The organism is Alistipes sp. An54, assembly GCF_002159375.1.
GTDB classification, from domain to species: domain Bacteria; phylum Bacteroidota; class Bacteroidia; order Bacteroidales; family Rikenellaceae; genus Alistipes; species Alistipes megaguti.
Window position 1 is genome coordinate 147,734 of the sequence record NZ_NFIA01000004.1, and the last position, 24,243, is coordinate 171,976.

Annotated in this window: 19 protein-coding genes; 8 read left to right on the plus strand and 11 right to left on the minus strand. The window is 62.4% G+C overall.

The window, feature by feature from the left end; genetic code table 11:
• Window positions 1-5 precede the first annotated feature (5 nt).
• Together gadC and glsA are read left to right on the plus strand one after the other, a co-directional pair.
• Entirely contained in the window at window positions 6-1,535 is a 1,530-nt protein-coding gene (gene gadC, locus B5G09_RS05620; protein WP_087404390.1) for a putative glutamine/gamma-aminobutyrate antiporter GadC, read from the plus strand.
• A gap of 12 nt (window positions 1,536-1,547) precedes the next feature.
• A complete protein-coding gene (gene glsA / locus B5G09_RS05625) occupies window positions 1,548-2,531 on the plus strand; it encodes a glutaminase A (RefSeq protein WP_087404391.1) in 984 nt (327 codons plus the stop codon).
• A 173-nt stretch (window positions 2,532-2,704) separates the two neighbouring features.
• Here the strand turns inward: glsA and B5G09_RS05630 are convergent, their stop codons facing one another.
• From B5G09_RS05630 to B5G09_RS05660, 6 genes are all read right to left on the minus strand, one after another.
• On the minus strand, window positions 2,705-4,432 hold the full coding sequence (locus B5G09_RS05630) for an acyl-CoA dehydrogenase family protein (RefSeq protein WP_087404392.1): 1,728 nt from the start codon (window positions 4,430-4,432) through the stop codon (window positions 2,705-2,707).
• Entirely contained in the window at window positions 4,432-5,451 is a 1,020-nt protein-coding gene (locus tag B5G09_RS05635; RefSeq protein ID WP_087404453.1) for an electron transfer flavoprotein subunit alpha/FixB family protein, read from the minus strand. Before B5G09_RS05635 ends, B5G09_RS05630 begins: the two co-directional genes overlap by 1 nt.
• A gap of 11 nt (window positions 5,452-5,462) precedes the next feature.
• The gene (locus tag B5G09_RS05640; protein ID WP_087310624.1) at window positions 5,463-6,341 is read right to left on the minus strand and encodes an electron transfer flavoprotein subunit beta/FixA family protein; all 879 of its coding nucleotides are present in this window, start codon (window positions 6,339-6,341) and stop codon (window positions 5,463-5,465) included.
• A 211-nt stretch (window positions 6,342-6,552) separates the two neighbouring features.
• Window positions 6,553-7,827: an adenylosuccinate synthase gene (locus B5G09_RS05650; RefSeq protein ID WP_087404394.1), complete on the minus strand. Its 1,275-nt coding sequence runs from the start codon at window positions 7,825-7,827 to the stop codon at window positions 6,553-6,555.
• A 327-nt stretch (window positions 7,828-8,154) separates the two neighbouring features.
• On the minus strand, window positions 8,155-8,793 hold the full coding sequence (locus B5G09_RS05655) for a leucine-rich repeat domain-containing protein (protein WP_232009225.1): 639 nt from the start codon (window positions 8,791-8,793) through the stop codon (window positions 8,155-8,157).
• Entirely contained in the window at window positions 8,777-9,100 is a 324-nt protein-coding gene (locus tag B5G09_RS05660; protein WP_232009226.1) for a hypothetical protein, read from the minus strand. The genes B5G09_RS05655 and B5G09_RS05660 overlap by 17 nt, the downstream gene beginning before the upstream one ends.
• A gap of 154 nt (window positions 9,101-9,254) precedes the next feature.
• On the opposite strand from B5G09_RS05660, the gene ligA reads away from it, so the two are divergent.
• Genes ligA through B5G09_RS05685 form a run of 5 tightly spaced genes read left to right on the plus strand, consistent with a single transcriptional unit; the run spans window position 9,255 to window position 15,005 of the window.
• A complete protein-coding gene (gene ligA / locus B5G09_RS05665) occupies window positions 9,255-11,408 on the plus strand; it encodes an NAD-dependent DNA ligase LigA (RefSeq protein ID WP_087404396.1) in 2,154 nt (717 codons plus the stop codon).
• A 36-nt stretch (window positions 11,409-11,444) separates the two neighbouring features.
• Complete coding sequence (gene dapA, locus B5G09_RS05670) at window positions 11,445-12,335, plus strand: 4-hydroxy-tetrahydrodipicolinate synthase (RefSeq protein WP_087404397.1); 891 nt, start codon at window positions 11,445-11,447, stop codon at window positions 12,333-12,335.
• 29 nt (window positions 12,336-12,364) lie between these two features.
• Window positions 12,365-13,105, plus strand: a complete 741-nt coding sequence (locus tag B5G09_RS05675; RefSeq protein ID WP_087404398.1) for a DUF4919 domain-containing protein — start codon at window positions 12,365-12,367, stop codon at window positions 13,103-13,105.
• Window positions 13,105-14,622 carry a clostripain-related cysteine peptidase gene (locus B5G09_RS05680; protein WP_087404399.1) on the plus strand — a complete coding sequence of 506 codons (1,518 nt, stop codon included), beginning with the start codon at window positions 13,105-13,107 and terminating at the stop codon, window positions 14,620-14,622. The genes B5G09_RS05675 and B5G09_RS05680 overlap by 1 nt, the downstream gene beginning before the upstream one ends.
• Window positions 14,623-14,645: 23 nt before the next feature.
• Window positions 14,646-15,005: a sigma factor gene (locus tag B5G09_RS05685; protein ID WP_087404400.1), complete on the plus strand. Its 360-nt coding sequence runs from the start codon at window positions 14,646-14,648 to the stop codon at window positions 15,003-15,005.
• Between the two features lie 232 nt (window positions 15,006-15,237).
• Here the strand turns inward: B5G09_RS05685 and B5G09_RS05690 are convergent, their stop codons facing one another.
• Window positions 15,238-16,758 carry a pseudouridine synthase gene (locus B5G09_RS05690; RefSeq protein ID WP_087404401.1) on the minus strand — a complete coding sequence of 507 codons (1,521 nt, stop codon included), beginning with the start codon at window positions 16,756-16,758 and terminating at the stop codon, window positions 15,238-15,240.
• 148 nt (window positions 16,759-16,906) lie between these two features.
• Between B5G09_RS05690 and B5G09_RS05695 the strand changes: the two genes are divergently transcribed.
• Complete coding sequence (locus tag B5G09_RS05695) at window positions 16,907-18,220, plus strand: MATE family efflux transporter (protein WP_087404454.1); 1,314 nt, start codon at window positions 16,907-16,909, stop codon at window positions 18,218-18,220.
• Window positions 18,221-18,227: 7 nt separating this feature from the next.
• On the opposite strand, the gene B5G09_RS05700 is transcribed toward B5G09_RS05695, so the two are convergent.
• The 4 genes from B5G09_RS05700 to B5G09_RS05715 all read right to left on the minus strand — a co-directional run bounded on the left by B5G09_RS05700 (window position 18,228) and on the right by B5G09_RS05715 (window position 24,004).
• Window positions 18,228-19,232 carry a pectinesterase family protein gene (locus B5G09_RS05700; protein ID WP_087404402.1) on the minus strand — a complete coding sequence of 335 codons (1,005 nt, stop codon included), beginning with the start codon at window positions 19,230-19,232 and terminating at the stop codon, window positions 18,228-18,230.
• Window positions 19,233-19,389: 157 nt separating this feature from the next.
• Window positions 19,390-20,880, minus strand: coding sequence for an altronate dehydratase family protein (locus tag B5G09_RS05705; protein ID WP_087404403.1), 1,491 nt, complete (start codon window positions 20,878-20,880; stop codon window positions 19,390-19,392).
• Window positions 20,881-21,041: 161 nt separating this feature from the next.
• Window positions 21,042-22,499, minus strand: a complete 1,458-nt coding sequence (locus B5G09_RS05710) for a tagaturonate reductase (RefSeq protein WP_087404404.1) — start codon at window positions 22,497-22,499, stop codon at window positions 21,042-21,044.
• Window positions 22,500-22,579: 80 nt separating this feature from the next.
• Entirely contained in the window at window positions 22,580-24,004 is a 1,425-nt protein-coding gene (locus B5G09_RS05715) for an MFS transporter (RefSeq protein ID WP_143256489.1), read from the minus strand.
• Between the last annotated feature and the right edge of the window lie 239 nt (window positions 24,005-24,243).

The following is a 24,243-nucleotide window of genomic DNA, read 5'->3' on the forward strand; positions in this document are numbered from 1 at the left end:
CCATTATGGATGTAAAGAAAACTACCACTTCCACGGGCTTCAAGCTGAGCGTCATGACCCTGGCGATCATGAACGTGACGGCCGTGGTGAGCCTTCGCGGGCTGCCGGCCGAGGCGGTCTACGGACCCTCGTCGGCCTTCTACTACCTCTTTGCCGCGATCGTCTTCCTGATCCCCACGGCAATGGTTGCCGCCGAACTGGCCGCCATGTTCTCCGACAAGCAGGGAGGCGTCTTCCGCTGGGTGGGCGAGGCGTTCGGGGCCCGCACGGGCTTCCTGGCCATCTGGCTGCAGTGGATCGAATCGACGATCTGGTACCCCACGGTGCTCACCTTCGGCGCCGTGACCATCGCCTTCATCGGCACGAACGAGCCCCACGACATGTCGCTCGCCTCGAACAAGGTCTTCACCCTCTGCATGGTGATGGCCATCTACTGGATCGCCACCTTCATCGCCCTGAAGGGCCTCGACTGGGTGGGCAAGATCAGCAAATGGGGCGGCATGATCGGAACGATCATTCCGGCCGGACTGCTCATCGTCCTGGGCGTGGTCTACATCGCCTCCGAAGGCCACAACAACATGGACATGTCGCAGGGTTTCTTCCCCGACCTGTCGAAATTCGACAACCTGGTGCTGGCCAGCAGCATCTTCCTCTTCTACGCCGGCATGGAGATGATGGGCATCCACGTCATGGATGTCAAGAATCCGTCGAAGAACTATCCGCGGGCGATCATCATCGGCTCGCTCGCCACGGTGGCCATCTTCGTGCTGGGGACCTTCTCGCTGGGCTTCATCATCCCGGCCAAGGACATCAGCCTCACGCAATCGCTGCTCATCGGCTTCGACAACTACTTCAAGTATCTGCACCTGTCGTGGGCCGGTCCGATCATCGCCATTGCCCTGATGTTCGGCGTACTGGCCGGCGTGCTGACCTGGGTGGCCGGCCCCTCGAAGGGTATCTTCGCCGTCGGCAAGGCGGGCTACCTGCCCCCCTTCTTCCAGAAGACCAACCGCGCCGGCGTACAGCGCAACATCCTGCTCATCCAGGGCGCCATCGTCACGCTGCTGGCTCTTCTGTTCGTGGTGATGCCCTCCGTGCAGTCGTTCTACCAGATCCTCTCGCAGCTCACCGTGCTGCTCTACCTGATCATGTACATGCTGATGTTCTCGGCGGCCATCGTTCTGCGCTACAAGATGAAGCAGGCCCAGCGCCCCTTCCGCCTGGGCCGCAGCGGGAACGGCCTGATGTGGCTCATCGGACTGGTCGGCTTCTTCGGTTCGCTGCTGGCCTTCGTGCTGAGCTTCGTACCGCCCAGCCAGATCTCCACGGGCAGCAATACGGTGTGGTATTCGGTGCTGGTCATCGGCTGTCTGGTCGTCGTGGCCATTCCGTTCGTCATCTACGCAATGCGCAAACCTTCGTGGCGTGATCCGCAGGCCGCCGCCGAGTTCGCCCCCTTCCACTGGGAGCAGCCCGCCCCGAAGGCTTCCCCCGCTTCAGTCAAGACTCCAACCGATAAAAACAACCGACAATAAACCATACGCACCATGATTCGTAAAATCGACAAAAAGACGGTCGACGAGGTCCTCCGGGCGGCCTACGACCACTGCAAGAGCGAAACCAGCGGCAAGAATGCCGACTATATTCCCTTTCTGAAGAACGTGCCGTCGACGCTCTTCGGCATCGCAGCCACGCTGCCCGACGGCACGCTTCTGACGGTCGGCGACACCGACTACCGCTTCGGCATCGAATCCGTGTCGAAGGTCCCGACGGCACTGCTCGTCATGGAGCAGTACAGCGACCGCGAGGTGCTGCACAAGATCGGCGCCGACGCCACGGGACTCCCCTTCAACTCGATCATGGCCATCCTGCTCGAGAACGACCACCCCTCCACGCCGCTGGTCAACGCCGGAGCCATCGCAGCCTGCTCGATGGTCAAACCCGCAGGCGACAGCACGGGCAAGTGGCGCGCGATCGTCGACTTTCTCACGGCGCTGGCCGGATCGCCCGTCGAGGTGATCGACGAGCTCTACCGCTCCGAAAGCGACACCAACTTCAACAACCGCTCGATCGCCTGGCTGCTGAAGAACTACAACCGCATCTACGACCAACCCGAAATGGCGCTGGATCTCTACACGCGGCAGTGTTCGATCGGCGTGACGGCCGCACAACTGGCCACCGTGGCGGCGACGATTGCCAACGGCGGAGTCAATCCGCAGACGGGCAAACGGGTCTTCCGCGCCGAGCTGACGCCGCGCATCGTCTCGCTGATGGCCACCGTGGGCTTCTACGAACACACGGGCGACTGGCTCTTCCAGACGGGTCTTCCGGCCAAATCGGGGGTCGGCGGCGGCATCATGGGCGTCGTACCGGGCGTCATGGGTCTCGCCTCCTTCGCACCCCCGCTCGACTCGGCCGGCAACTCCGTCCGGGCGCAGAAGGCCCTGGCCTACATCGCCCGTGAACTGGACCTCAACCTCTTCGGCACCACCCGCTGCATGGTGACCACTCCGGCCTCGGCCGGGGTCTGACGCCGCTGCCGCCATCCGAAACGGGCCGGCAGGGGCTCGACGCTCCGGATGCACCGGACGCGCCGCCTCTCTGCCACTCCCCCTCCCCCCCCCCACACACACAAACGAAAGAGCCGCAACCCTTCGCAGGGCTGCGGCTCTTCTTCGTATCGGCATCCGCCGCGGGAGGAGGGCTAAAGCGTCTCCGCCTCGACACCCTTGAACAGGGCGACATCCTCCGGCGTGGAGTTCATTACGTAAGTGTAGGCCTCGGTGATCTTGCCCTCGGCCAGTTTGGCGAAGATGCGGGCCGAAGCCTCGTACTCCGCCGCCTTGCCGGCCTGACGGGCCAGCAGGTAGCCGATGATGATGTGACCGGCCGTCTCGACCAGTCGGCGGGCATGGAAATCCTTGAAGCCATGGGCCTCCTTCTCGCCGGCCTCGACGTGAGCCACCATCTCCGTAAACTTCACCGTCAGCGCCTTGAGCCTGGCAACCACCGGAGCCATCGTCTCCGCATACTCCTCGGCGGCATAGCGGCCGATCTGCTCGACGAACGTACCCTTCGTCACGGCGTTGATCGCCGCCACGACCTGCAGCTGCGACGTACCCTCGTAGATGTTCATGATACGGGCGTCGCGGTACAGCCGCTCGCAGGGGTAATCCTTCATGAAGCCCGAACCGCCGTGGATCTGGATGGCGTCGTAGGCCAGCTGATTGGCATACTCCGACGAGAAGAGCTTCACCAGCGGCGTGAAGCCGTCGGCCAGACGGTTGTAGGACTTCATCTCCTGGCGCTCTTCGGGCTCCAGCGAACGCTCGTGCGAGATGTGCGAGTACTGCTTGTAGACCTCGACGAAGCGAGCCGTCTCATAGAGCAGCGCACGGGCACCCTGCAGCTTGGCCTTCATGTTCGAGAGCATCTCCGAAACGGCGGCGAACTCGATGATCGGTTTGCCGAACTGTGCACGCTCGTGGGCATACTTCAGCGCCTCGCGGTAAGCAGCCTCGCACAGACCCACCGACTGGGCTCCGATACCCAGACGCGCGGCATTCATCAGCGACATGACGTACTTGATCAGACCCATCTTCCGATCGCCGACCAGCTGGGCCGGAGCGTTCGTAAAGACCAGTTCGCACGTCGGCGAGCCCTTGATACCCAGTTTGTTCTCGATGCGGCGCACCTTCACGCCGCCGTCGCGCTTGTCATAGACGAGCATCGACAGACCGCGGGCGTCGGTCGTTCCCTCCTCCGTACGGGCCAGGACGAGCGAAACCTCGCCGTCGCCGTTCGTGATGAAACGCTTCACGCCGTTGAGCAGCCACGTCTGCCGCTCCTCCGACCAGGTGGCCTTCAGCATCACCGAACCCAGATCCGAACCGGCATCGGGCTCCGTGAGGTCCATGGCGCACGTCGCACCGGCCGAAACCCACTTCAGGTATTTCTCCTTCTGCTCCTCCGAGGCGAACTCGTTGAGCGTCTCGGCGCAATCCTGCAGTCCCCAGATGTTCTCGAAGCTGGCATCGGCGCGGGCCACCATCTCGTTGGCCATGACGAAGCAGATCAGCGGGAAGTTCAGACCGTCGTACTTGCGCGGGAGAGTCATGCCGCTCAGTCCGGCATCAACCACGGCCTTCATGTTCTCGACCGTTCCCGAAGCATACTCCACGTGGTCGTTCACCACGCGCGGGCCCTCGTGGTCGACACCCTCGGCATTGGGCGCGATGACGTCGCCGCACACCTGGCCGGCAATCTCCAGCACGCGACGGTAGTTGTCCATCGCATCGTCGAAATCCTGCGGCGCGTAGTCGTAGAGATCCTTCTCGGCGAAACCGCGCTCCTTCAGCTCCACGATCTTCCGCATCAGCGGGTGATCGAGCTGGAACTGCAAATCCTTGTTATCTGAAAAGAAATTAGCCATTACTTCGAGTTTTGCTTGTAGTATTTGATCATCTTGGGGATAATTTCGTTGACGTCGCCCGTGATGGCGTAGTCGGCGATCTTGTTGATCGGGGCATCGGGATCGGTGTTGATCGAGATGACCATCGACGACTGGTCCATACCGGCCGTGTGCTGGATCTGCCCCGAGATGCCGCAGGCGATGTAGAGTTTCGGACGCACCGTGACGCCGGTCTGGCCGACCTGACGCTCATGCTCCGTGAAACCGGCGTCGACCGCCGCACGGCTGGCACCCACCTCGGCACCCAGCACGTCGGCCAGATCGTAGACCAGTTTGAAATTCTCCTTCGAACCCATGCCGTAACCGCCGGCCACGATGATCGAAGCCCCCTTGATATCGATCTTGCGCTCCTCGATCTGACGGTCGATGATCTTCACCGCAAGGTCCGTATCCCTGACGAACCGGCGCCAGTCGATCGTCTTCACCTCGCCCTTGCCCGGCTGGGCGGCATACTCCTTGCGCATGACGCCCTCGCGGACGGTGGCCATCTGCGGACGGTGATCCGGGTTGACGATCGTGGCGATGATGTTGCCGCCGAAGGCCGGACGGATCTGGTACAACAGGTTGGTGTACTCCTTGCCGGTCTTGGCATCCTTGTGGTCACCGATCACGAGCTGCGTGCAGTCGGCCGTCAGACCGCTGTGCAGCGCCGACGAAACGCGCGGCGCAAAGTCGCGGCCCACGGGCGTGGCGCCAAACAGGGCAATCTGCGGCTTCTCCTGCTCGATCAGCCCGCACATGACCGACGTATGGGGCAGCGTGCGGAAGGGCTCGAAGATCTCGTCGTCGGCCACCCACACCGTATCGGCTCCATATTTGGCCAGCTCCTTCTCCAGACCGGCCACGTTGTGACCCAGCACGACGGCTTCGAGCTTCACGCCCAGTGTCGAGGCCAGTTCGCGGCCCTTGGTCAGCAGTTCGAGACTCACATCGGCGACCTTGCCGCCCTCCATCTCGATATATACGAATACGTTGTTCATCTCTGTGCGCATTAACCGAGCGTGTGGCTCGCAATAAGTTCAACCATCAGTGAATTGATATCCTCGTCCGACGAGGTGAGGCGTTTGGCCTCCTTGGCGGCGAAGACCACGTTCTCGATCTTCTTGACCTTCGTCGGCGAGCCCTGCAGACCCAGCTGCGCGGGATCGGGGTTGACGTCGGCGGCAGCCCACTCGACGATCTGCAGATAGGGCTTCGCGGCGGCACGTTGTGCGGCGGGCGAATCGGGTGCTGCGGCGATCTCCGAACCGGCCAGCGCACCCTTGTACTTCATCACGCGCTTGGCGTTGCGCGGGCGGCACTCGGCAGCCGATGCGTTGACCGTCACCACGGCCGGAATCGGGCACTCGACCGTCTCGACACCGTGCTCCAGACGGCGCTTGATCACCAGCGAGTGCTCCTTGACGTCGAGGATCTCCTCGGCGTAGGTCACCTGCGGCAGACCGAGCTTCTCGGCCACCTGGGGACCGACCTGGGCCGTATCGCCGTCGATAGCCTGACGTCCGGCGAAGATCACGTCGGGCTGAATCTTCTTCAGGGCACACGACAGGGCGTAGGAGGTTGCCAGCGTATCGGAGCCGGCGAACTCGCGGCCCGAAAGCAGGTAGCCGCCGTCGGCGCCGCGGAACAGGGCATCACGGATGATGTCGGCGGCACGCTGGGGGCCCATCGTCAGAATGTGGACCGTCGATCCTTCGACGCGGTCCTTGAGCCGCAGAGCGGCCTCGAGGGCATTGAGGTCCTCGGGATTGAAAATGGCCGGGAGTGCCGCACGATTGACCGTACCTTCAGGGGTCATCGCGTCCTTGCCCACGTTGCGGGTATCGGGCACCTGTTTGGCCAGAACCAGAATTTTAAGGTTTTGCAACATATTGAATTTAAATCGAATGTTTTTCTTGGTTGTTTCGTTCGCAACAGCGGAGAGAACATCGGATCGACGCGCGGAACCGGATCGGAAACCCGCCTCCGTTCCACCAGGTCGAGGCGCAGGACCGGATCGGAAACCCGCCGTCGGAGTCTTCGTCCGAAGCGCTGAACCGGACGGAAACCCTCCACCCTTCGGCCGCCTCCAAAACGGGCTTCTAAGCCCGCGGACGGACGATGGTTTCACCGCGGTCAGGGCCCACGGAGATGATCCGCACGGGCACGCCGGTCTGGTGCTCGATGAACTCCACGTAACGCTTGAAGGCCTCGGGGAACTCCTCGTAGGTGCGGCACTTGCGCAGGTCACACTTCCAGCCCTCGAACTCCGTGTAGACGGGCTTCAGGTCGTCGGTAATCGCATAGGGGAACTCCGTGGTGCGGCGGCCGCCGATCTCGTAGGCTGTAGCGATCTTGATCGTATCGAAATCGTTCATCACGTCGGACTTCATCATGATGAGCTGCGTCACGCCGTTGATCATGATCGAATACTTCAGGGCCACCATGTCGAGCCATCCGCAGCGGCGGCGACGTCCCGTCACGGCACCGAATTCATGACCGATGTTGCTGAGTTTCTCGCCCGTCTCGTCGAAGAGCTCCGTGGGGAAGGGGCCGCTGCCCACACGGGTGCAGTAGGCCTTGAAGATGCCGTAGACGTCGCCGATGCGGCTGGGCGCAACACCCAGACCCGTGCAGACGCCTGCGCAGACCGTATTCGACGAGGTGACGAAGGGATAGGAGCCGAAATCGACGTCGAGCAGCGTGCCCTGCGCCCCCTCGGCCAGAATGGCCTTGTCCTGAGCCAGGCAGTCGTTGACGAAATACTCGCTGTCGATCATGTGGAAACGGCGGAGGTACTTCACGGCGTCGAACCACTGGGCCTCGAGTTCGGTGATGTCGTACCTGTAGTCCAGACTGCGGAGGATCCGTTCGTGACGGGCCTTGGCCGCAGCGTAGATCTTCTCGAAATCGGGGCTCAGCAGGTCGCCCACACGCATGCCGTTGCGGCTGACTTTGTCCGTATAGGTCGGGCCGATGCCCTTGCCCGTGGTGCCGATCCTGGCACTGCCCTTGGCGGCCTCGTAGGCGGCGTCGAGGATGCGGTGAGTCGGCAGAATGAGGTGGGCCTTTTTCGAGATGCAGAGCTGTTGGGTGATGTCATGGCCGCTCTTGGCGAGCTCTTCGGCCTCGGCCCGGAACAGGATGGCATCGAGCACTACGCCGTTGCCGATGATGTTGGTCTTGCCGCCCTGGAAGATTCCCGAGGGGATCGAACGGAGCACGTATTTTTCCCCGCCGAACTCCAGCGTATGACCGGCATTGGGGCCGCCCTGGAAGCGGGCTACCACCTCGTAATGGGGCGTAAGCACGTCCACGACCTTACCCTTGCCCTCGTCACCCCACTGGAGGCCGAGGATCACGTCTACTTTTTTCATTGTATCCGAATCAATTTATTGGTTACAAAAGTTTTTTGCTTCCAAAGGTACAAAATAATCCGCGAAAAGCACAATTGCCCGGACGGGACTTTTCAACAAATTATAAAAAAAGGGCCCCGACGGAGCGTGTTTCCCCGTCGAGGCGTGTAAGAAGGCGTATAAGAATCATCAGAGACAGACGGCCGCACCGATCGGGCCCAGGCCGGACTTCTCCCCCGCTGCTGCGGCTGTACGGGCAGCCTCGCAACCGCCGCCCCAGCTATCCGGGCCCCGCGCAACCGCAGGCCGGGAACCGGCCTGCGGCGTAAATCCGCCCGTGTCTACGCGCTACCGTTCGACCAGCGAGGTAATGCCGTCGAAACGGATGCTCTGGGTGGCCATGCGGCAGTAGACCGTGGTCAGATCGGAATTCGCGCGTACGTCGGCCTGAAGCGTCGCGGCGCAGGTCGACAGATCGAGCGTCTGCAAGGCGTTGCCCCGCGCATCGAGCGTCACGAGCGAGGTATTCGACGTGAGGTCCAGCTCCGCCAGCGCATTCTCCGAGCAGTCCAGCCACACCAGCGCACGCAGATCCTCCACATCGAGCCACACGAGATCGTTTTCCCGGCAGTCGAGGCGCGAAAGATGCGCACAGGCGGTCAGATCCAGCTCCGTGAGGGCATTTCCCGAGCAATCGAGCCGCTCAAGATTGACGAATTCCCGCAGATCCGCGAGCGAAGCGATCCCTTCACCCGGGCACGCGATCTCCCGCACGCGCTGCGCTTCGTAGCGCGAGATGCGTGAATCGTTGTCCAGATCGAAGCGTTCGAGACAGAACGCCTCGAAGCGTTTGTCGAAAAAGGTGAGGTATACGTATCGGTTCCGCTCGTCACTGTCGCGATCGGCCAGGCCGCACGAAGAGGCAAGCAGCGAGAGCAGGACGGGCAGCAGGCGCAGGCGCCGCACCGTGTCAGATGTCCACATCATCGTCCGACGATTCGGAGAGATCCGATGCATCGTCATCGCCCCCCTGCAGTTCGTCGGCCCCCTTCAGATCGTCGTCGTAGTAATCCTTGTCGTCGTCGTCCTGCGCCGAGTCGTCGATCTTCACGTCGATCTTGATCATATAGGCCACATCGTCCGTGTCAAAGGGCACGGCATAAAAAAAACCACCGTTGGGTTTGTCTACGCGAATCATCGAATCGGTGAATCCCAGCGGATATTTCTCCTTGACGGCCTCCTGCATTTCGGGGGTCAGATTGTGGAAACTCGTTACGATATGTTTCTTTGCCATATTCTGTTTAGCCATCGTTGTGGTGCGAAATTTTCTGCAAGTATAAGCAAAATTTGAATATCGCACCACATCTGTAATTTTTTTTTGCATTTTTTTTGTTTTAGCCCCATGTTCCGAGCAAAATATGTAACTTTACGCACGTTATTCCATAGGTATGATACGCGAACGCATCGAGGAGCTGCGCCGCCAGCTCGAACTGCACAACTACAAATATTACGTCGAAAACAACCCCGAAATTTCGGATTTCGAGTTCGATACGATGATGCGCGAACTCCAGGACCTGGAGCGCGAACACCCCGAATATGCCGATCCCAATTCGCCGACGATGCGCGTCGGGAGCGACCTGACGTCGGAGTTTGCCACCGTGCGCCACCGCTACCCGATGCTCTCGCTCGGGAACACCTACTCGCTCGACGAACTGCACGAATTCATCGACCGCATCGAACGCGAGGCCGGCCCCACGGACTATGTCTGCGAGCTGAAATTCGACGGCACGGCCATCTCGCTCACCTACGACAACGGCGCGCTGACGCAGGCCGCCACGCGCGGCGACGGCGTCACGGGCGACGACGTGACGGCCAACGTCCGCACCGTACGCTCCGTACCGCTGCACCTGCGCGACGGCGACTGGCCGGCCCATTTCGAGATCCGGGGCGAGATCCTCATGCCCTACGCCTCGTTCGACCGTCTGAACGCCGAACGCGAGGCCAACGGCGAGCCGCTCTTCGCCAATCCGCGCAACGCCGCCGCCGGGACGCTCAAGCAGCAGTCGTCGGCCGTCGTGGCACGCCGCGGTCTGGACTGCACGCTCTACCAGCTGGCGGGCGACAACCTGCCCTTCCGCACCCACTGGGAGAGTCTTCAGAAGGCCCGCGAGTGGGGCTTCAAGATCTCGGACCACATGCGCATCTGCCACAACGTGGCCGAGGTCGACGACTTCATCCGCCACTGGGATACGGCCCGCCACGGGCTTCCCTTCCCGACCGACGGCGTGGTGATCAAGGTCAACGACTTCGCCGTACGCCGCCAGCTGGGCTTCACGGCCAAGGCCCCGAAGTGGGCCGTAGCCTACAAGTTCAAGGCCGAACAGGCCCTCACGCGCATCGACAGCGTCTCGTTCCAGGTGGGCCGCACGGGGGCCATCACACCGGTGGCCAACCTCGAGCCCGTGCTGCTGGCCGGCACCACCGTGCGCCGGGCCACGCTCCACAACGCCGAGCAGATGGCGCGGCTCGACATCCGCCCGGGCGACATGGTCTACGTCGAAAAGGGGGGCGAGATCATCCCCAAGATCACGGGCGTCGACCTCTCGCAGCGTCCGGCCGACAGCCAGCCCTTCCGCTACATCGACCGCTGCCCCGTATGCGGCACGCCGCTGGTGCGCTACGAGGGCGAAGCCAAACACTACTGCCCGAACCAGAGCGGCTGCCGTCCGCAGATCATCGGCCGCATCATCCACTTCATCCGCCGCAAGGCCCTCGACATCGAGGGGCTGGGCGAGGAGACCGTCGAACTGCTCTACGACAACGGGCTGGTGCGCACCGTGGCCGACCTCTACGACCTGCGCGCCGAACAGCTCTCGCCGCTGCCGCGCCTGGGCGAAAAGTCGGCCGAGAACATCATCCGCTCGATCGAGCGCTCGAAGGAGGTCCCCTACGCACGGGTGCTCTTCGGACTGGGCATCCGTTTCGTGGGCGAGACCACGGCCCGCTATCTGGCCGACCATTTCCGCTCGCTGGAGGGGCTGATGCAGGCCTCGCGCGAGGAGCTGGTCGAGGCCGAGGAGATCGGCCAGCGCATCGCCGACTCGATTCTCGAATACTTCGCCGATGCGGCCAATCTGGAGATCATCCGCCGGCTGCGGGCCGCCGGGCTGCAGTTCGAGACCGCGGAGCGCAAGCTGGCCTCGGAGGCGCTGGCCGGGAAGAGTTTCGTCGTCTCGGGGCGCTTCTCGCGCAGCCGCGACGAGATGAAGGCGCTGATCGAATCGCACGGGGGGCGCAATCTGGCCGCCGTCTCGGGCAACGTCGACTACATCGTCGCCGGCGAGAAGATGGGGCCCGCCAAACTCAAGAAGGCCGAGAAGCTCGGCATCCGCATCATCGACGAGGAGGAGTTCTTCCGGATGATCAACGGCGAGGGAGCCCCAGCCACGCAGGCCCGGCCTGCCCCGGCGGCGGAGGCGCAACCGGCGGCAGAATCCGGCACATCCGCAGCCCCGGCCACGGATCCGCTCCCGAAGAGCGCGCCGCAGCCGGACGCCGACACGCAATCCGGCAAGGGCGCGGAACAGCGTCTTTTTGACTAACGACCGAAAACCGCAAACAATAAAAAAGAGACCGATATGACACAGCACGAACTGGCCGGCGTAGGCGCCGCCTTGATCACCCCCTTTACACGGGAGGGAAGGGTCGACTACGAAGCCCTGGCCCGCATGATTGACTACGTGATCGAGGGCGGCGTGGACTACATCGTCGCCCTGGGGACGACGGCCGAAACCCCGACCCTCTACATGCCCGAACGGGCCGTGATCGCCATGTTCATCACCAACCAGATTGCCGGGCGTGTGCCGCTGGTGATGGGTTGCGGCGGCAACTCGACGTCGGAGGTGCTGGACCAGCTGCGCGAATTCGACCTGCGCGGCGCCGATGCCATCCTGAGCGTGACGCCCTACTACAACAAACCCTCGCAGGAGGGGCTCTACCAGCACTTCCGCACCATTTCGGAGCACTCGCCCCTGCCGGTGATCCTCTACAACATCCCGGGCCGCTCGGGGGTCAACATGACCGCCGAAACGACGCTGCGCATCGCCCGCGACTTTCCCAACATCATCGGCATCAAGGAGGCCTCGGGCAAGATCGACCAGATGCAGCGGATTCTCGACCAACGTCCCGAAGGGTTCCTCGTGCTGTCGGGCGACGACGGCATGGCCATCGAGCTGATGCGTCGCGGCGGCGACGGCGTGATCTCGGTGGCGGCCAACGCCTTTCCCGGGCGCTTCATGAGCTGCATCAACCACGCCAAGAGGGGCGACTTCGAGGCGGCCGACCGCGAGTACGAGGCACTCGACGAGGCCGTCAAGGCGCTCTTCGAGGAGGGCAACCCCGTCGGGGTGAAATGCGCCCTCTCGGTGATGGGGATTATCGGCGACACGATGCGCCTGCCGCTCGTTCCGGGCACGGAGCACCTGCGTGAACGATTCAAAAGCTTGATCGCGAGATACGATTTGCGCTGATTTTGCGTTCCTATCGGAAAACAACCGACATGAAACGACTTCTGTTGCTGCTTACGCTGCTCGTGCCGCTGCTCGCCGCGGCGCGCGTCCCCGACGAGGAGATGATCCTCGACCGGACGCTCGATGCCGAATCGCCGTTCTACTATCCGGCCCTCATGCTGCGCTACAATGCCGGCGATGCGACACTCACCGACGAGGATTACTACTATCTCTATTACGGCTTCGCCTACCGCGACGAGTACAAGCCGCTGGCCACGAATCCCGATCTGGACAAGATGCTGCTGCTCATCGCCGGTATCGACCCCGAGAAACCGGACGTGGCGACGCTCGAATCGCTCGTCTCGCTGGGCAACGACGCCCTGGCCCGCGATCCGTTCAGCCCGAAGATCCTCAACATGATGTCGTTCGCCTACGGAGCACTGGGCGACAAGGTGCGCGAGAAGGCCTATGCCGACCGCATGAACGGCGTACTGCGCACGATCATCGACTCGGGCGACGGATTCACCGAAAAGACCCCGCGCCACGTGCTGATGTTCGACCATGCGCTCGACGTGCTGGCCGCCGAGGAGCTCTCCTACGGCAAGGCACGCATCATCAGCCGCACCGTGGAGTTCGTGCCGCTGCTCACGCCCTACGTCGTCGACGGAAAGAAACGCAAGGGATTCTACTTCGATTTCGGGCGCGTCTACTGGAACAAGCCCGAAGGCTATACCTACAAACGTGACCGGACATGGCAGTTCAACAACTTAAAGCCGCGTACCTACAAATGATGAAATACCTGTTCCGTGCCGCAGCGGTGAGACGGTCGCTGGTGGCTCCCCTGCTGCTGACCGTCGTGCTGCTTTCGGACGCCTGCTCGAAGGAGGAGCCGCAACCGCGGTTTGAGGTCTCGTCCACGGAGATTTTCCTCTCGAGCGACGCCTCGGGCGAGGAGAGCATCACGGTCCGGGCCAACCGGCCGTGGGAAGTGACCTACACGGGTGAGAACTTCACGGTGACGAAGACATTGACGGACGGAACGGCCAGCGAAGGGTGTGTCACGGTCACCCCCACCCAAGCCAACGACGAACCCAACCGCCGAAGACTGGGGTCGATCCTCCTGCACTTCGACAACGACCGGCAACAGATCGAGGTGGCGGTCTACCAGCGCCCCGCCACGGCCACACGTACCGTGCTGCTCTACATGCCGGGGCAGAGCCTGCTGAAATATTACAAAGAGAACATCGCGCGTCTGCGCAGCGCCGTCAACACGGACAACCCGGGTGACGGGCGAATGCTGATCTGCTACCAGCCCGAATCGCACTACACGGCCGTGCTCGAGGAGCTCCGCTACGACTCCTCCACGGGAAGCTGTAAGACCATCACGCTGAAGCACTACGACACGTTCGACACGGGAAAACCCGAAGATGTGGCCCGACTCTTTGCCGATGCCGCCGAGGAGGCCCCGGCCGAGCGCTACGGACTGATCATCGGCTGCCACGGCAAGGCGTGGATTCCGGCCTCGAGCGGTGCCCTGCCGCGTTCGCGACGGGCGGGCGGTGCGGCGGCCGATGTCTGGACTCCCGCCGCAGGGGCCAAACCGACACGTTCGTTCGGCGATACGGGTCACGAGCTCGACATCACGGAGCTGGCCTCGGTGCTCGAGGCCCTGCCGTTCCGCTTCGACTACCTGATCTTCGACGACTGCTTCATGTCCAGCATCGAGACGCTCTACGACCTGCGCCACGCGATCGACTATGTCGTGGCCTCACCCTGCGAGATCATGGCCGCAGGATTCCCCTACGACCGGATCCTCCCACACCTGTTCGACGACGAGGAGCTGCGGCCGCAACTGGGTGAGATCTGCCGCGAATTCTGGAACTTCTACCAGAACGACTGGAACACGATCTCCGGAAACGAACAGTCGGGCTGCATCTCGCTCACGGTGATGTCGGAACTTGAGGCACTGGCCTCGGAGATGCGACGGGTGGTCGAGGCGCCGAAAACCGACTTCGAGCTCTCCGAACTCCAGTATTACAAGGGAGGCAGCACGAAACTCTTTTACGATCTGGGCCACTACGTCCAACTGAGCTGCGGCGACCAGGGGACGATCGACACGTTCGAGGCACAGTTGGAGCGGGCCGTACCCTCGGAGTACCGTTTCCACACGCCCAGCTACTATTCTGCCTACAACAACCTCCTCAACCCGATCACCTGCTACACGGGAATTACGACCAGCGAGCCCGAAACCACCGAGCCCTATGCTTCGGATTTCCGGCACACCTCCTGGTATCTGGCCACCCACTGACAGTAGGCAAACAGCAACGCGCCATGATCTCCCCGACCTTAGAAGAGCTCTTCAATGCACACTTCCGCAGTGCCGCCTACGTGGCCGAGGAGATCGTGCACTCGAAGTCCGCAGCCGAGGATATCGTGCAGGACGTCTTCGTCAAACTGGCCCGCATGGACCTCTCGAAAATTGACTCTCCGACCAAGTACCTCTACCGTTGCGTGCGCAACGCCGCCCTGGACTACGCCTCCACCCACCGCCTGCGCCGCTGGGAGGAGCTCAACGGAAAGGAAGTGATCGCCGACGAGGTGAATTTCGACCTCAGCCGCGACGACGTCGAACGCGCCAACCGACTCCACCGGCTCTACCAGGCCATCGAACGGGCCCTCAAGGTCGAATAGCCTCCGCCGAACACCCGCCTCGGGCACTCCGGTCTGCCGGTTTGCCCGAGGCACAAAAAAACCCGATACGGAAATCCGTATCGGGTTTTTTCGTTATTCCGAACGACGGGAAGGCGTCATCCGCCGCCAGGGAGACCCCAGGTTCAGCATCTCAGATTCAGCGCCTCCCCATTCAGCCCTCCCTGTTCAGCCCTCCTGGTTCAGTGCCCCTGGTTCAGTCCGGCGCCCTGTCCTACTCGTAGAGTCCGGACTTGAGGCGCTCGACCTCCTCGCGGGTGAGGAAACGCCACGCCCCGCGCTTGAGGTTCTTCTTCGTCAGACCGGCGTAGTAAACGCGGTCGAGTTTCGTGACGGTGTAGCCCAGGAACTCGAAGATGCGGCGCACGATGCGGTTGCGGCCCGAGTGGATCTCGATGCCGATCTCCTGCTTGTTCTCCTTGACGTAGGAGATTTCGTCAGCGAAGATCTCACCGTCCTCGAGCGTGATGCCCTCGGCGATGCGGTCCATGTCGGCACGCGTCAGCGGCTTGTCGAGCGTCACCTGGTAGATCTTCTTCTTCTGATACGACGGATGGGTCAGCTGCTTGGTCAGATCGCCGTCGTTGGTGAAGAGCAGCAGTCCGAGGCTGTTCTTGTCGAGGCGTCCCACCGGATAGATCCGCTCGGTGCAGGCCCCCTTGACCAGCTCCATGACGGTTTTGCCGGCGTGCGGATCGTCGAGCGACGTGACGTAGCCCTTGGGCTTGTTCAGCACCAGATAGACCTTCTTCTCGCCGTGTACGGGTTCGTCGTTGAAGCGCACCTCGTCCGTCGGCAGCACCTTCGTGCCCAGTTCGGTCACCACCTTGCCGTTGACCGTCACCACACCGGCCTGGATGAAGTTGTCGGCCTCGCGGCGCGAACAGATGCCCGACTGGGCGATGAAGCGGTTCAGACGCATCTCACCGGTCTGCTTCGCGGGGTCGAACTTCGGATAGGAGACTGCGGGGCGCTCGCCGCCGCGGCTGCTGCGGTCGTTACGGTCGTTGCGGTCGTTGCGCTTGTCGCCATAGCGGCCCTCCGACGGCTTGCCGGCAAACTTGCCGCCCTTGCGGTCGCTGCGGTCGTTGCGGTCGGAGAATTTGCCGCTGCGCTGCTCGCCGTAGGCCGGTTTGGAGCCGCGGCTGTAGGAGCGCTGCGGACGATCCTCGCGATTGAAGCGGTCCTCGCGGTTGTCGCGCTCGCCGAACGAACGGCGCGGACGCTCGTCGCGGTTGAAGCGGTCGTCGCGATTGAAGCGATCCTCGCGGTTGTCGCGCTCGCCGAACGAACGGTGCGGACGGTCATCACGGTTGAAGCGGTCGTCGCGGTTGAAGCGATCCTCGCGGTTGTCCTGCTCGCCGAACGAACGGCGCGGACGCTCGTCGCGGTTGAAGCGGTTATCGTTTTCGCCATAGGAACGATGCGGGCGGTCGCCCTCCGTGCGGGAGTTCGCGTCGAAGCGGGGACGCTCGCCGTACGGGCGGTGCGGACGCTCACCGTCGTCGTGGTGGGGATGTTCGAAACGGGGCCGGTTTTCGGCCGTGAAGTTGGGGTTGTACGAGGCCCGGTGTTCGGGCCGGTACGACCGGGACGGTTGCTCCGAATCGGCAGCGTCACGCTGCAAACGCGGGCGACGCTCGACGCGCTCCGCCGTAGCAATCACGGTGCGCTTGCGCTTGTCGCGTGCGAAGCGCTCGAGCACCGGGGTCGAGTCGTTTTTCGAATCTTTCATGTTCGTATCTTCTATAAGATGAATTTGCGCGGCAAAGGTAATCCATTTTTCCGGATTCCAACACATTGCATGCCCGAAATCGAGAAAAAGTCGCCGTCGCCCGAAAATTCGCCGTTTTTGCCTTATCTTTGCACCCGTCATGCAACGAATGAACCGCGACATATTGCGTCTGGCGCTGCCGAACATCGTCTCGAACATCACCGTACCCCTGATGGGCATCGTCTCGACGGCCATCGCCGGACACTGGGGCGAGGACTCCGCCGCGACGATCGGCGCGCTGGCCATCGGCGTGTCGATCTTCAACTTCATCTACTGGAACTGCTCGTTCGTGCGCATGGGCACCAGCGGACTGACGGCCCAGGCCTACGGCGCCGGCAACTACGCCGAATGCACCAACATGCTGGCCCGGGCCCTGGCCGTGGCGGCCGTCATGGGGGGTTTGATGCTGGCGCTGCAGTACCCGCTGGGCGAACTGGCCCTGTGGGCCATGAACGGCGGCGAGATGACCCGCGCCTACTTCTACACGCGCATCTGGGCCGTGCCGGCCGGCATCCTGCTCTTCGGCTTCAACGGCTGGTTCACCGGCATGCAGAACGCCCTCTTCCCGATGGTGACGGCCGTCACGGTCAACGTGATCCACCTTGGGTGCAGCCTCTTCTTCGCCTTCGGTCTCGATCTGGGCATCGTCGGTATCGCCTGGGCCTCGGTGGTGGCGCAATGGTGCGGCGTGGCCCTTTCGACCCTACTGCTCATGGCCCGTTACCGGCGGCTGCTGACCGCCGTACGCTGGTCGGAGGTCGTCGACCTGCAGCCGCTGCGTCGCTTCTTCCGCATCAACCGCGACATCATCCTGCGCACGCTCTGCATCGTGGCCGTCTATACCTTCTTCACCGGCGCCTCGGCCCGCATGGAGGACCACACGCTGCTGGCCGTCAACGCGCTGCTGCTGGAGCTCTTCACCCTCTTTTCGTACATGAACGACGGCTTTGCCTACGCCGCCGAGGCCCTCACCGGCCGCTTTATCGGCGCCCGCGACCGGCAGTCGCTCGGCCAGAGCATGCACCGCTGTCTGGTGTGGGGAACGGTGATTGCCGCCCTGTTCGTGGGGATCTACCTCATCTGGTGGCGCGATCTGGTGGGGCTCTTCGTCGACCACTCGGCATCGAACGCGGCGCAGATCGTCGAGCTGGCAGGCCGCTACATCGTCTGGATCATCCTGATCCCCGTGGCCTCGGCCCTGCCCTTCATCATGGACGGCATCATGGTGGGCGCCACCGAGACGCGCATCATGCGCAACTCGATGTTCTGGGCCACGGCGGCCTACTTTGCCATCTTCTACGCCCTGCGGCCGTGGATCGGCAACAATGCCCTCTGGCTGGCCTTCACGCTCTACATGCTCCTGCGCGGGGCGTTCCAGTACATCATGACGCACCGCCTGCGCACGATCCTCGAAAAGGCCTGACCCCGGCTCAGTCTCCCTTCATCCAGGTCTCCTCCAGCAGCGGATTCCAGTCGCGGCGGAACTGCTCCGACCCGGTCTTCTTGGCGAAAATCCGCTCCGGAGTGTAGAGCGCCGCCTCCTCGTCCGTGAGTTCGCGCGACCACGCGACACGCCCCCGGCGGTCGGCTCCCGGCCCCGTACAGCGGTACTCGGCGTAGTAGACATCGCCCTTGCGGGCCGAGTCGTGCCAGTCGCGCCACCCTTCGGGACAGATCGCCGCCGGCAGTTCGCAGCGGATCCACACCGTGCGGGCGGTCGATTTCCAGGGACGGCCCAGGTAGAGACGCCCTACCGAGGAGTCGGCCGTCACGCGGCAATCGCGGAAGACATAGCCGTAGAGGTTGCGCTCGGTGGTCGAGGCGGCGGTCAGGAAGCTGTCGGCCTTGCCGTGAATCCGGCAGCGGTCGAAGAGGACGATCGAGGGGCCGAAGATGAAGTCCGTCGTCCCTTCGATCCACGAGTCGGTGACCCAGATGCGCGACACGTACCCCTTGGTGAAGAAGGTGTCCTGATCGCCCACCAGGCGGCAGCGGTTGATGTGAATGCGGTCGCCGCGGGTTTCGAGCGCCACGGCCTGCCCGACGCGCCCGGCATCGTTCTCGACGGTCAGCCCCTCGAGGATCACGTCGTCGGCCTGCAGCGAAAGGGTCCACGTGTCGTAGGTCGACATCTCGTAGCCGTCGACCACGCGCCCCGAAAAGTCGTTCCAGACGATGCGCACCTCCTCCGCACCGCCCACACCGACGATCCGCACGCAATTCTTGTAGACGTCCAACGTCACCTTTTCGCGGTACGTGCCGGGCAGGATGCGGACGGTGCACCAGCCGTCGGGTTTCGAGGGCAAGGCGTCGAGGCACTCCTGCACGGTACGGAAGTCACCCCCACCATTGCAGTCGACCGTATAGACAGTCTCTTCGGCAAAGGCCCGGACCGCGAAAAGGGAACAAAAAGCAAAAAGAGTCAGCAATTTCATAGTTCGCATCCATCTTGTTTCACATCTGCTGTCCAAAACCGCAAGCCCCCTCCGAGGAGGGGGTTGGGGGAGGGTCGGATTTGCATACGACGCCGCAGGCGGCGGGCAACAACCGGAAGAAAGCCAATCCCGGCCAAACCCGGAAAACCACAAATCCCTACAACGTTACGCCCGACTTGAAGATGGCGATCTCCTTGAAGCCCGTGCGCTCGTGCTTGAGGTGTTCGCCGTCGGCCGTGGCGAGGATCTTGTCGATCAGCCGTTCCAGCACGGCGTGGGGCTCCTCGTCCTCGACGAGCGTGCCGGCGTTGAAGTCGATCCAGTTCGACTTGAACTGCGCGAGCGGCGTGTTGGTCGCAATCTTCATCGTCGGGACGAACGACCCGAAGGGCGTGCCGCGCCCCGTGGTGAACAGCACCATCTGACACCCCGAAAGGGCCAGTGCCGAGGCGGCCACCAAGTCGTTGCCCGGTGCCTGCAACAGGTTCAGCCCCTGACGGACGATCGGCTGCGCATAGCCCAGCACGTCGACCACCGGTTGTGCACCCCCCTTCTGCACACACCCCAACGACTTCTCCTCGAGGGTCGTGATGCCGCCCTTCTTGTTTCCGGGCGAGGGATTTTCGTAGATCGGCTGGTCGTAGCGGCGGAAGTAGTCTTTGAAGTCGTTGATCAGATGGACCGTCTCGTCAAAGACCGTACGGTCCGTGGCGCGGTCCATCAGAATGGTCTCGGCGCCGAACATTTCGGGCACCTCCGTCAGCACGGTCGTGCCGCCCTGCGCCACCAGCCAGTCGGAGAACAGCCCCACCAGCGGATTGGCCGTGATACCCGAAAAGCCGTCCGAACCGCCGCACTTCAGTCCCACCTTCAGATACGACAGCGGCAACGGCTGGCGTCGGTCTTCGCGGGTTTTCCCGACCAGCTCGCGGCAGATCTCGAAACCCGTCTCGACTTCGTCCTCGACCTCCTGCGCAATGAGAAATTTCACGCGCTCGTCGTCCCACTCGCCGATCTCCTCCCGAAGGGCCGAGACCTGGTTGTTCTCGCACCCGAGACCCAGCATCAGCACCGCACCCGCATTCGGATGCTTCACCAGGCGGGCCAGCGCCCGGCGCGTATTGGCATGGTCGTCGCCCAGTTGCGAACAGCCGTAATTGTGCGCGTAGACGCGCACGTCGTCCAGATGCGAGCAGTCGCACTCGCGGCGCACCCGCTCGGCAATGGCCTGCGCCTGCCCGTTGACACACCCCACCGATGGCACGATCCACAGCTCGTTGCGGATCCCCATCTGCCCGTTGCGGCGCAGATAGCCCTGCACGCGCAGGTCGTTGCGTTTCGGGATCGCGAGCGGATAGACCCGCGGCGTATAGGTGTACGAGAGGTCGTCGCAGAGGTTGGTCTTCAGGTTGTGCGAGTGGATCCACTCCCCGGCGGCCACCGGCCGCGTGACGTGACCGATCGGATAGCCGTACTTGATGACATTCTCCCCCTCGGCCAGATCCCGCAGGGCGAACTTGTGGCCCCGGGCCACCGCCTCGCGGAGTGTCACCTCGCGGCCGTCGATCTGCAGATGCTCGCCCGCGGCGAGATCCGCCAGCGCCACGGCCACATTGTCCGCGGCATTGATTTTCAGAAAACGTTTCATATCATCCTGCGCTGAAAAAGACGAAACCGGAGCCTCTGCCGGCTTCCCGGTTCAGACGCCCGCCCCGCGCGACACCGCATCTGCGGCATTCGCTGAGGGTCCGTGGCCGCCCGGCACTCCGACACGCCTCCGGCTTCGCCTCTCGGATTAGAAGCTGCTTGTTACTTGTTCAGGAACTTCTCAAGGGCCCCCTTCATGCCCAGCGACTCGATGTCGGCCACATACCCGGCCACGGCCTCGACAAATCCCGGCACCTCCGAGAAATCGACCGTGAAGATGCCGCTCTCGTGCACGATCTTGCGGATCGTCCCCACGAGGTCCTCCGAATTCCAGTTCGTACGGATGTAGTCGACAAACTCCTTCGTGTCGTCGGGTTCGAAACCGCTCTTCGGGCCGTACAGCACCATCAGCGCCGCAAAGGTGAAGCACTCGCGCCGAGCCAGCTTCCCGGCCTTGAACCAGTTGTCCTTGACGGTCGGATAGTTGCGCGCCTCCCACTTCGACAACGAGTTGAGCGAGATCGACCGCAGCATGTGCTTGATGAAGGGGTTGTAGAAACGCTCGAGAATCCCGGCGGCGAACTTCTTCAGCTCCTCCTGATCCTCATCGATCATCGGAATTACCTCCTGGGCGACCATCTCGTTGATGAAGCGCTCGATCGACGGCGTGTTGAAGGCATCCATCACCGTCTCGCAGCCCATCTGCAGGGCGATGGGCACCATGCCCGTGTGCGAACCGTTCAGAATGCGGACCTTCTTGTCGCGGAACTGCTTGATCGAGGGCATGAAGATGACGTGCAGGCCGGCCTTGTCCAGCGGCAGCACCTTCTGCACCTCCTTGTAACCCTCGCCGCCGATAGCCCACAGGTGGTACAGCTCGGCCTTGACCACGAGGTTGTCGTTGTAGCCGATCTCCTCCTTGATTTCGTTGATCGTGTCGCGCGGGAAGCCCGGCACGATGCGGTCGACCAGCGTGTCGCAGAAGTGGCAGTTGCGCTCCACCCAGTCGATAAAGTCGGCCCCCAGGCCGTTGTACATCGCATGGCGGATCACATACTCGTGCAGCGTCGAGCCGTTGTTCTCGATCAGCTCGCAGCAGATGATGCACAGCCCCTTCGTCGGATCGCCGTTGAAGTGCTTGAAGCGCTTGTACAGCAGTGCGGTCATCTTCGCCGGATAGGACTTCGGCGGACGAGCCTCCAGATCGTCACCCTCCTCGTAGCGAATACCCGCCTCGGTGGTGTTCGAGATGGTGATCTTCAGGTCGGGCGAGAGGAAGTAGTGCTCGTACTTCTCGTAGTCGACATACGGATTGAACGAATCCATGACGCTCTTCACCAGACGGATGTCCTTCTTGGGCCGGCGGTTCTCGATGCCCTCCAGATAGACGTGGTAGAGGTTGTCCTGCCTGTTGAGCAGGTCGATCATCCCCAGTACCTTGTGCTCGGGATCGAGGATCGGCTGGCAGATGGCCACGCCGGAGTTCATGACGCCCTTCTCGTTGGCGATGTCGATCTGCCAGTCCACGAAGGCGCGCAGGAAGTTTCCTTCACCAAACTGAAGGATGTGAACGGGGCGGTCGACCTTCTCGACGGTCGACCTATTCAATTCCTTAATCATTGTTTTTCAGAATTTTGGATTCCGGAAGGGCCGACGGTGAAATTCGGTCTTTCCTCCACCGCCGGCCCGGAATCCGTCCGTTATTCGATTACGATGGGCTTGTATTTCGGAACGAGCGTCTTCATGACGATCCAGCCGACGAGATAGGCCACGGCGCAGATGCAGAAGACCACGAAATAACCGGCCGGCTTGCCCTCGAAGCCCATGAACTGCATGCCGGTCTCATCGGCGTGCACGAAGAGCCATCCGGCAAACCACTGCAGGATCATCGACCCCACACCGCCGGCCATGCCGCCGATACCTGTTACCGTGGCGATGGCCGATTTGGGGAACATGTCGCCCACCGTGGAGAAGATGTTGGCCGACCACGACTGGTGAGCCGCACCGCCGATACCGATCAGAATGATCGGGAACCAGGGCGAGATGGTGCCCAGCGGCTGGGCCAGCAGTACCAGCAGCGGGAAGAAGGCGAAGATCAGCATCGCACGCATACGCGCCGCATAGGGGTTCAGCCCCGTCTTGTTGATGATGATCGTCGGGAGTTTGCCGCCGTAGATCGACAGCATCGTGATGGCGTAGAGCGTGAAGATCAGCGCCACGCCCAGCCCCTCGGACATCTTGATGCCGAACTGCGAATTCAGATACGACGGGGTCCAGAAGAGGAAGAACCACCACACGCCGTCGGTCATGAACTTGCCGAAAGCGAAAGCCCAGGTCTGCTTGAAGCTCAGCGTCTTCCAGAACGAGATCTTCTCGGTCTCCTGCTCCTGGTCAATCTTTTCGCCGTCGACCACTTCGTGCTTGTCCTGCTCGATGTACTCCAGCTCGGCGGCATTGACGCGGGGCTGCTCCGAGGGCTTCTTGTAGAGGAAAACCCAGAAGCCCATCCAGATGAAGCCCAGCGCACCGATGACGATGAAGGCCAGCTCCCAGCCCCAGGCCTTGGCCAGCAGCGGAATGGTCAGCGGGGCGAACAGCGCACCGATCGAGGCGCCGGCATTGAAGATCGAGGTGGCGTAGGCACGGTCCTTCTTCGGGAAGTACTCGGCCGTCACCTTGATGGCGGCGGGGAAGTTGCCGGCCTCACCCAGAGCCAGGATGCAGCGTGCGGCGATGAAGAAGTACATGCTCACCATGGCGATCGTGGCGGCTACGGCCGATCCGGTCTCCACGGCAACCAGCGCCGCACGGTTGGGCAGTCCGACCCACGCCTCGGTAGCCACTCCGCACAGAGCGTGGGCACAGGCTCCGGCCGACCATACGCCAATGGCCCACAGGTAGCCCTTCTTGGTGCCCATCCAGTCGATGAAGCGGCCGGCGAAGAGCATGCAGATGGCGTAAACGATCGAGAAGATGGAGGTAATCAGACCATAGTGGTACTCGTTCCAGTGGAATTCGGGTTTGATGAACTCGTCCCACGTCAACGAAAGCACCTGACGGTCGAGGTAGTTGACGGTCGTCGCGAAGAAGAGCATCGCACAGATCACCCAGCGATACTGCGTCATCTTCCCGGCGAAGGTAGATTTGTTGTTGCCAGTCATTTATCCGGTTTTTAAAAAAGTAGTGTCAGGGGTAAGGTTCGGTAAAAACCGGCTGAACGTCTCCGGCGGTGATTGGGGACACCGCCGGAGCGTCATTCAGCGGGGGAAAATTCAGCGATGGATTGACCGCCAGCGGCGGCCTGACCATTGCGAGGAAGAGGCATTCATACACTTGAAGAGGAGCCACCCGCTCACGGACCCGA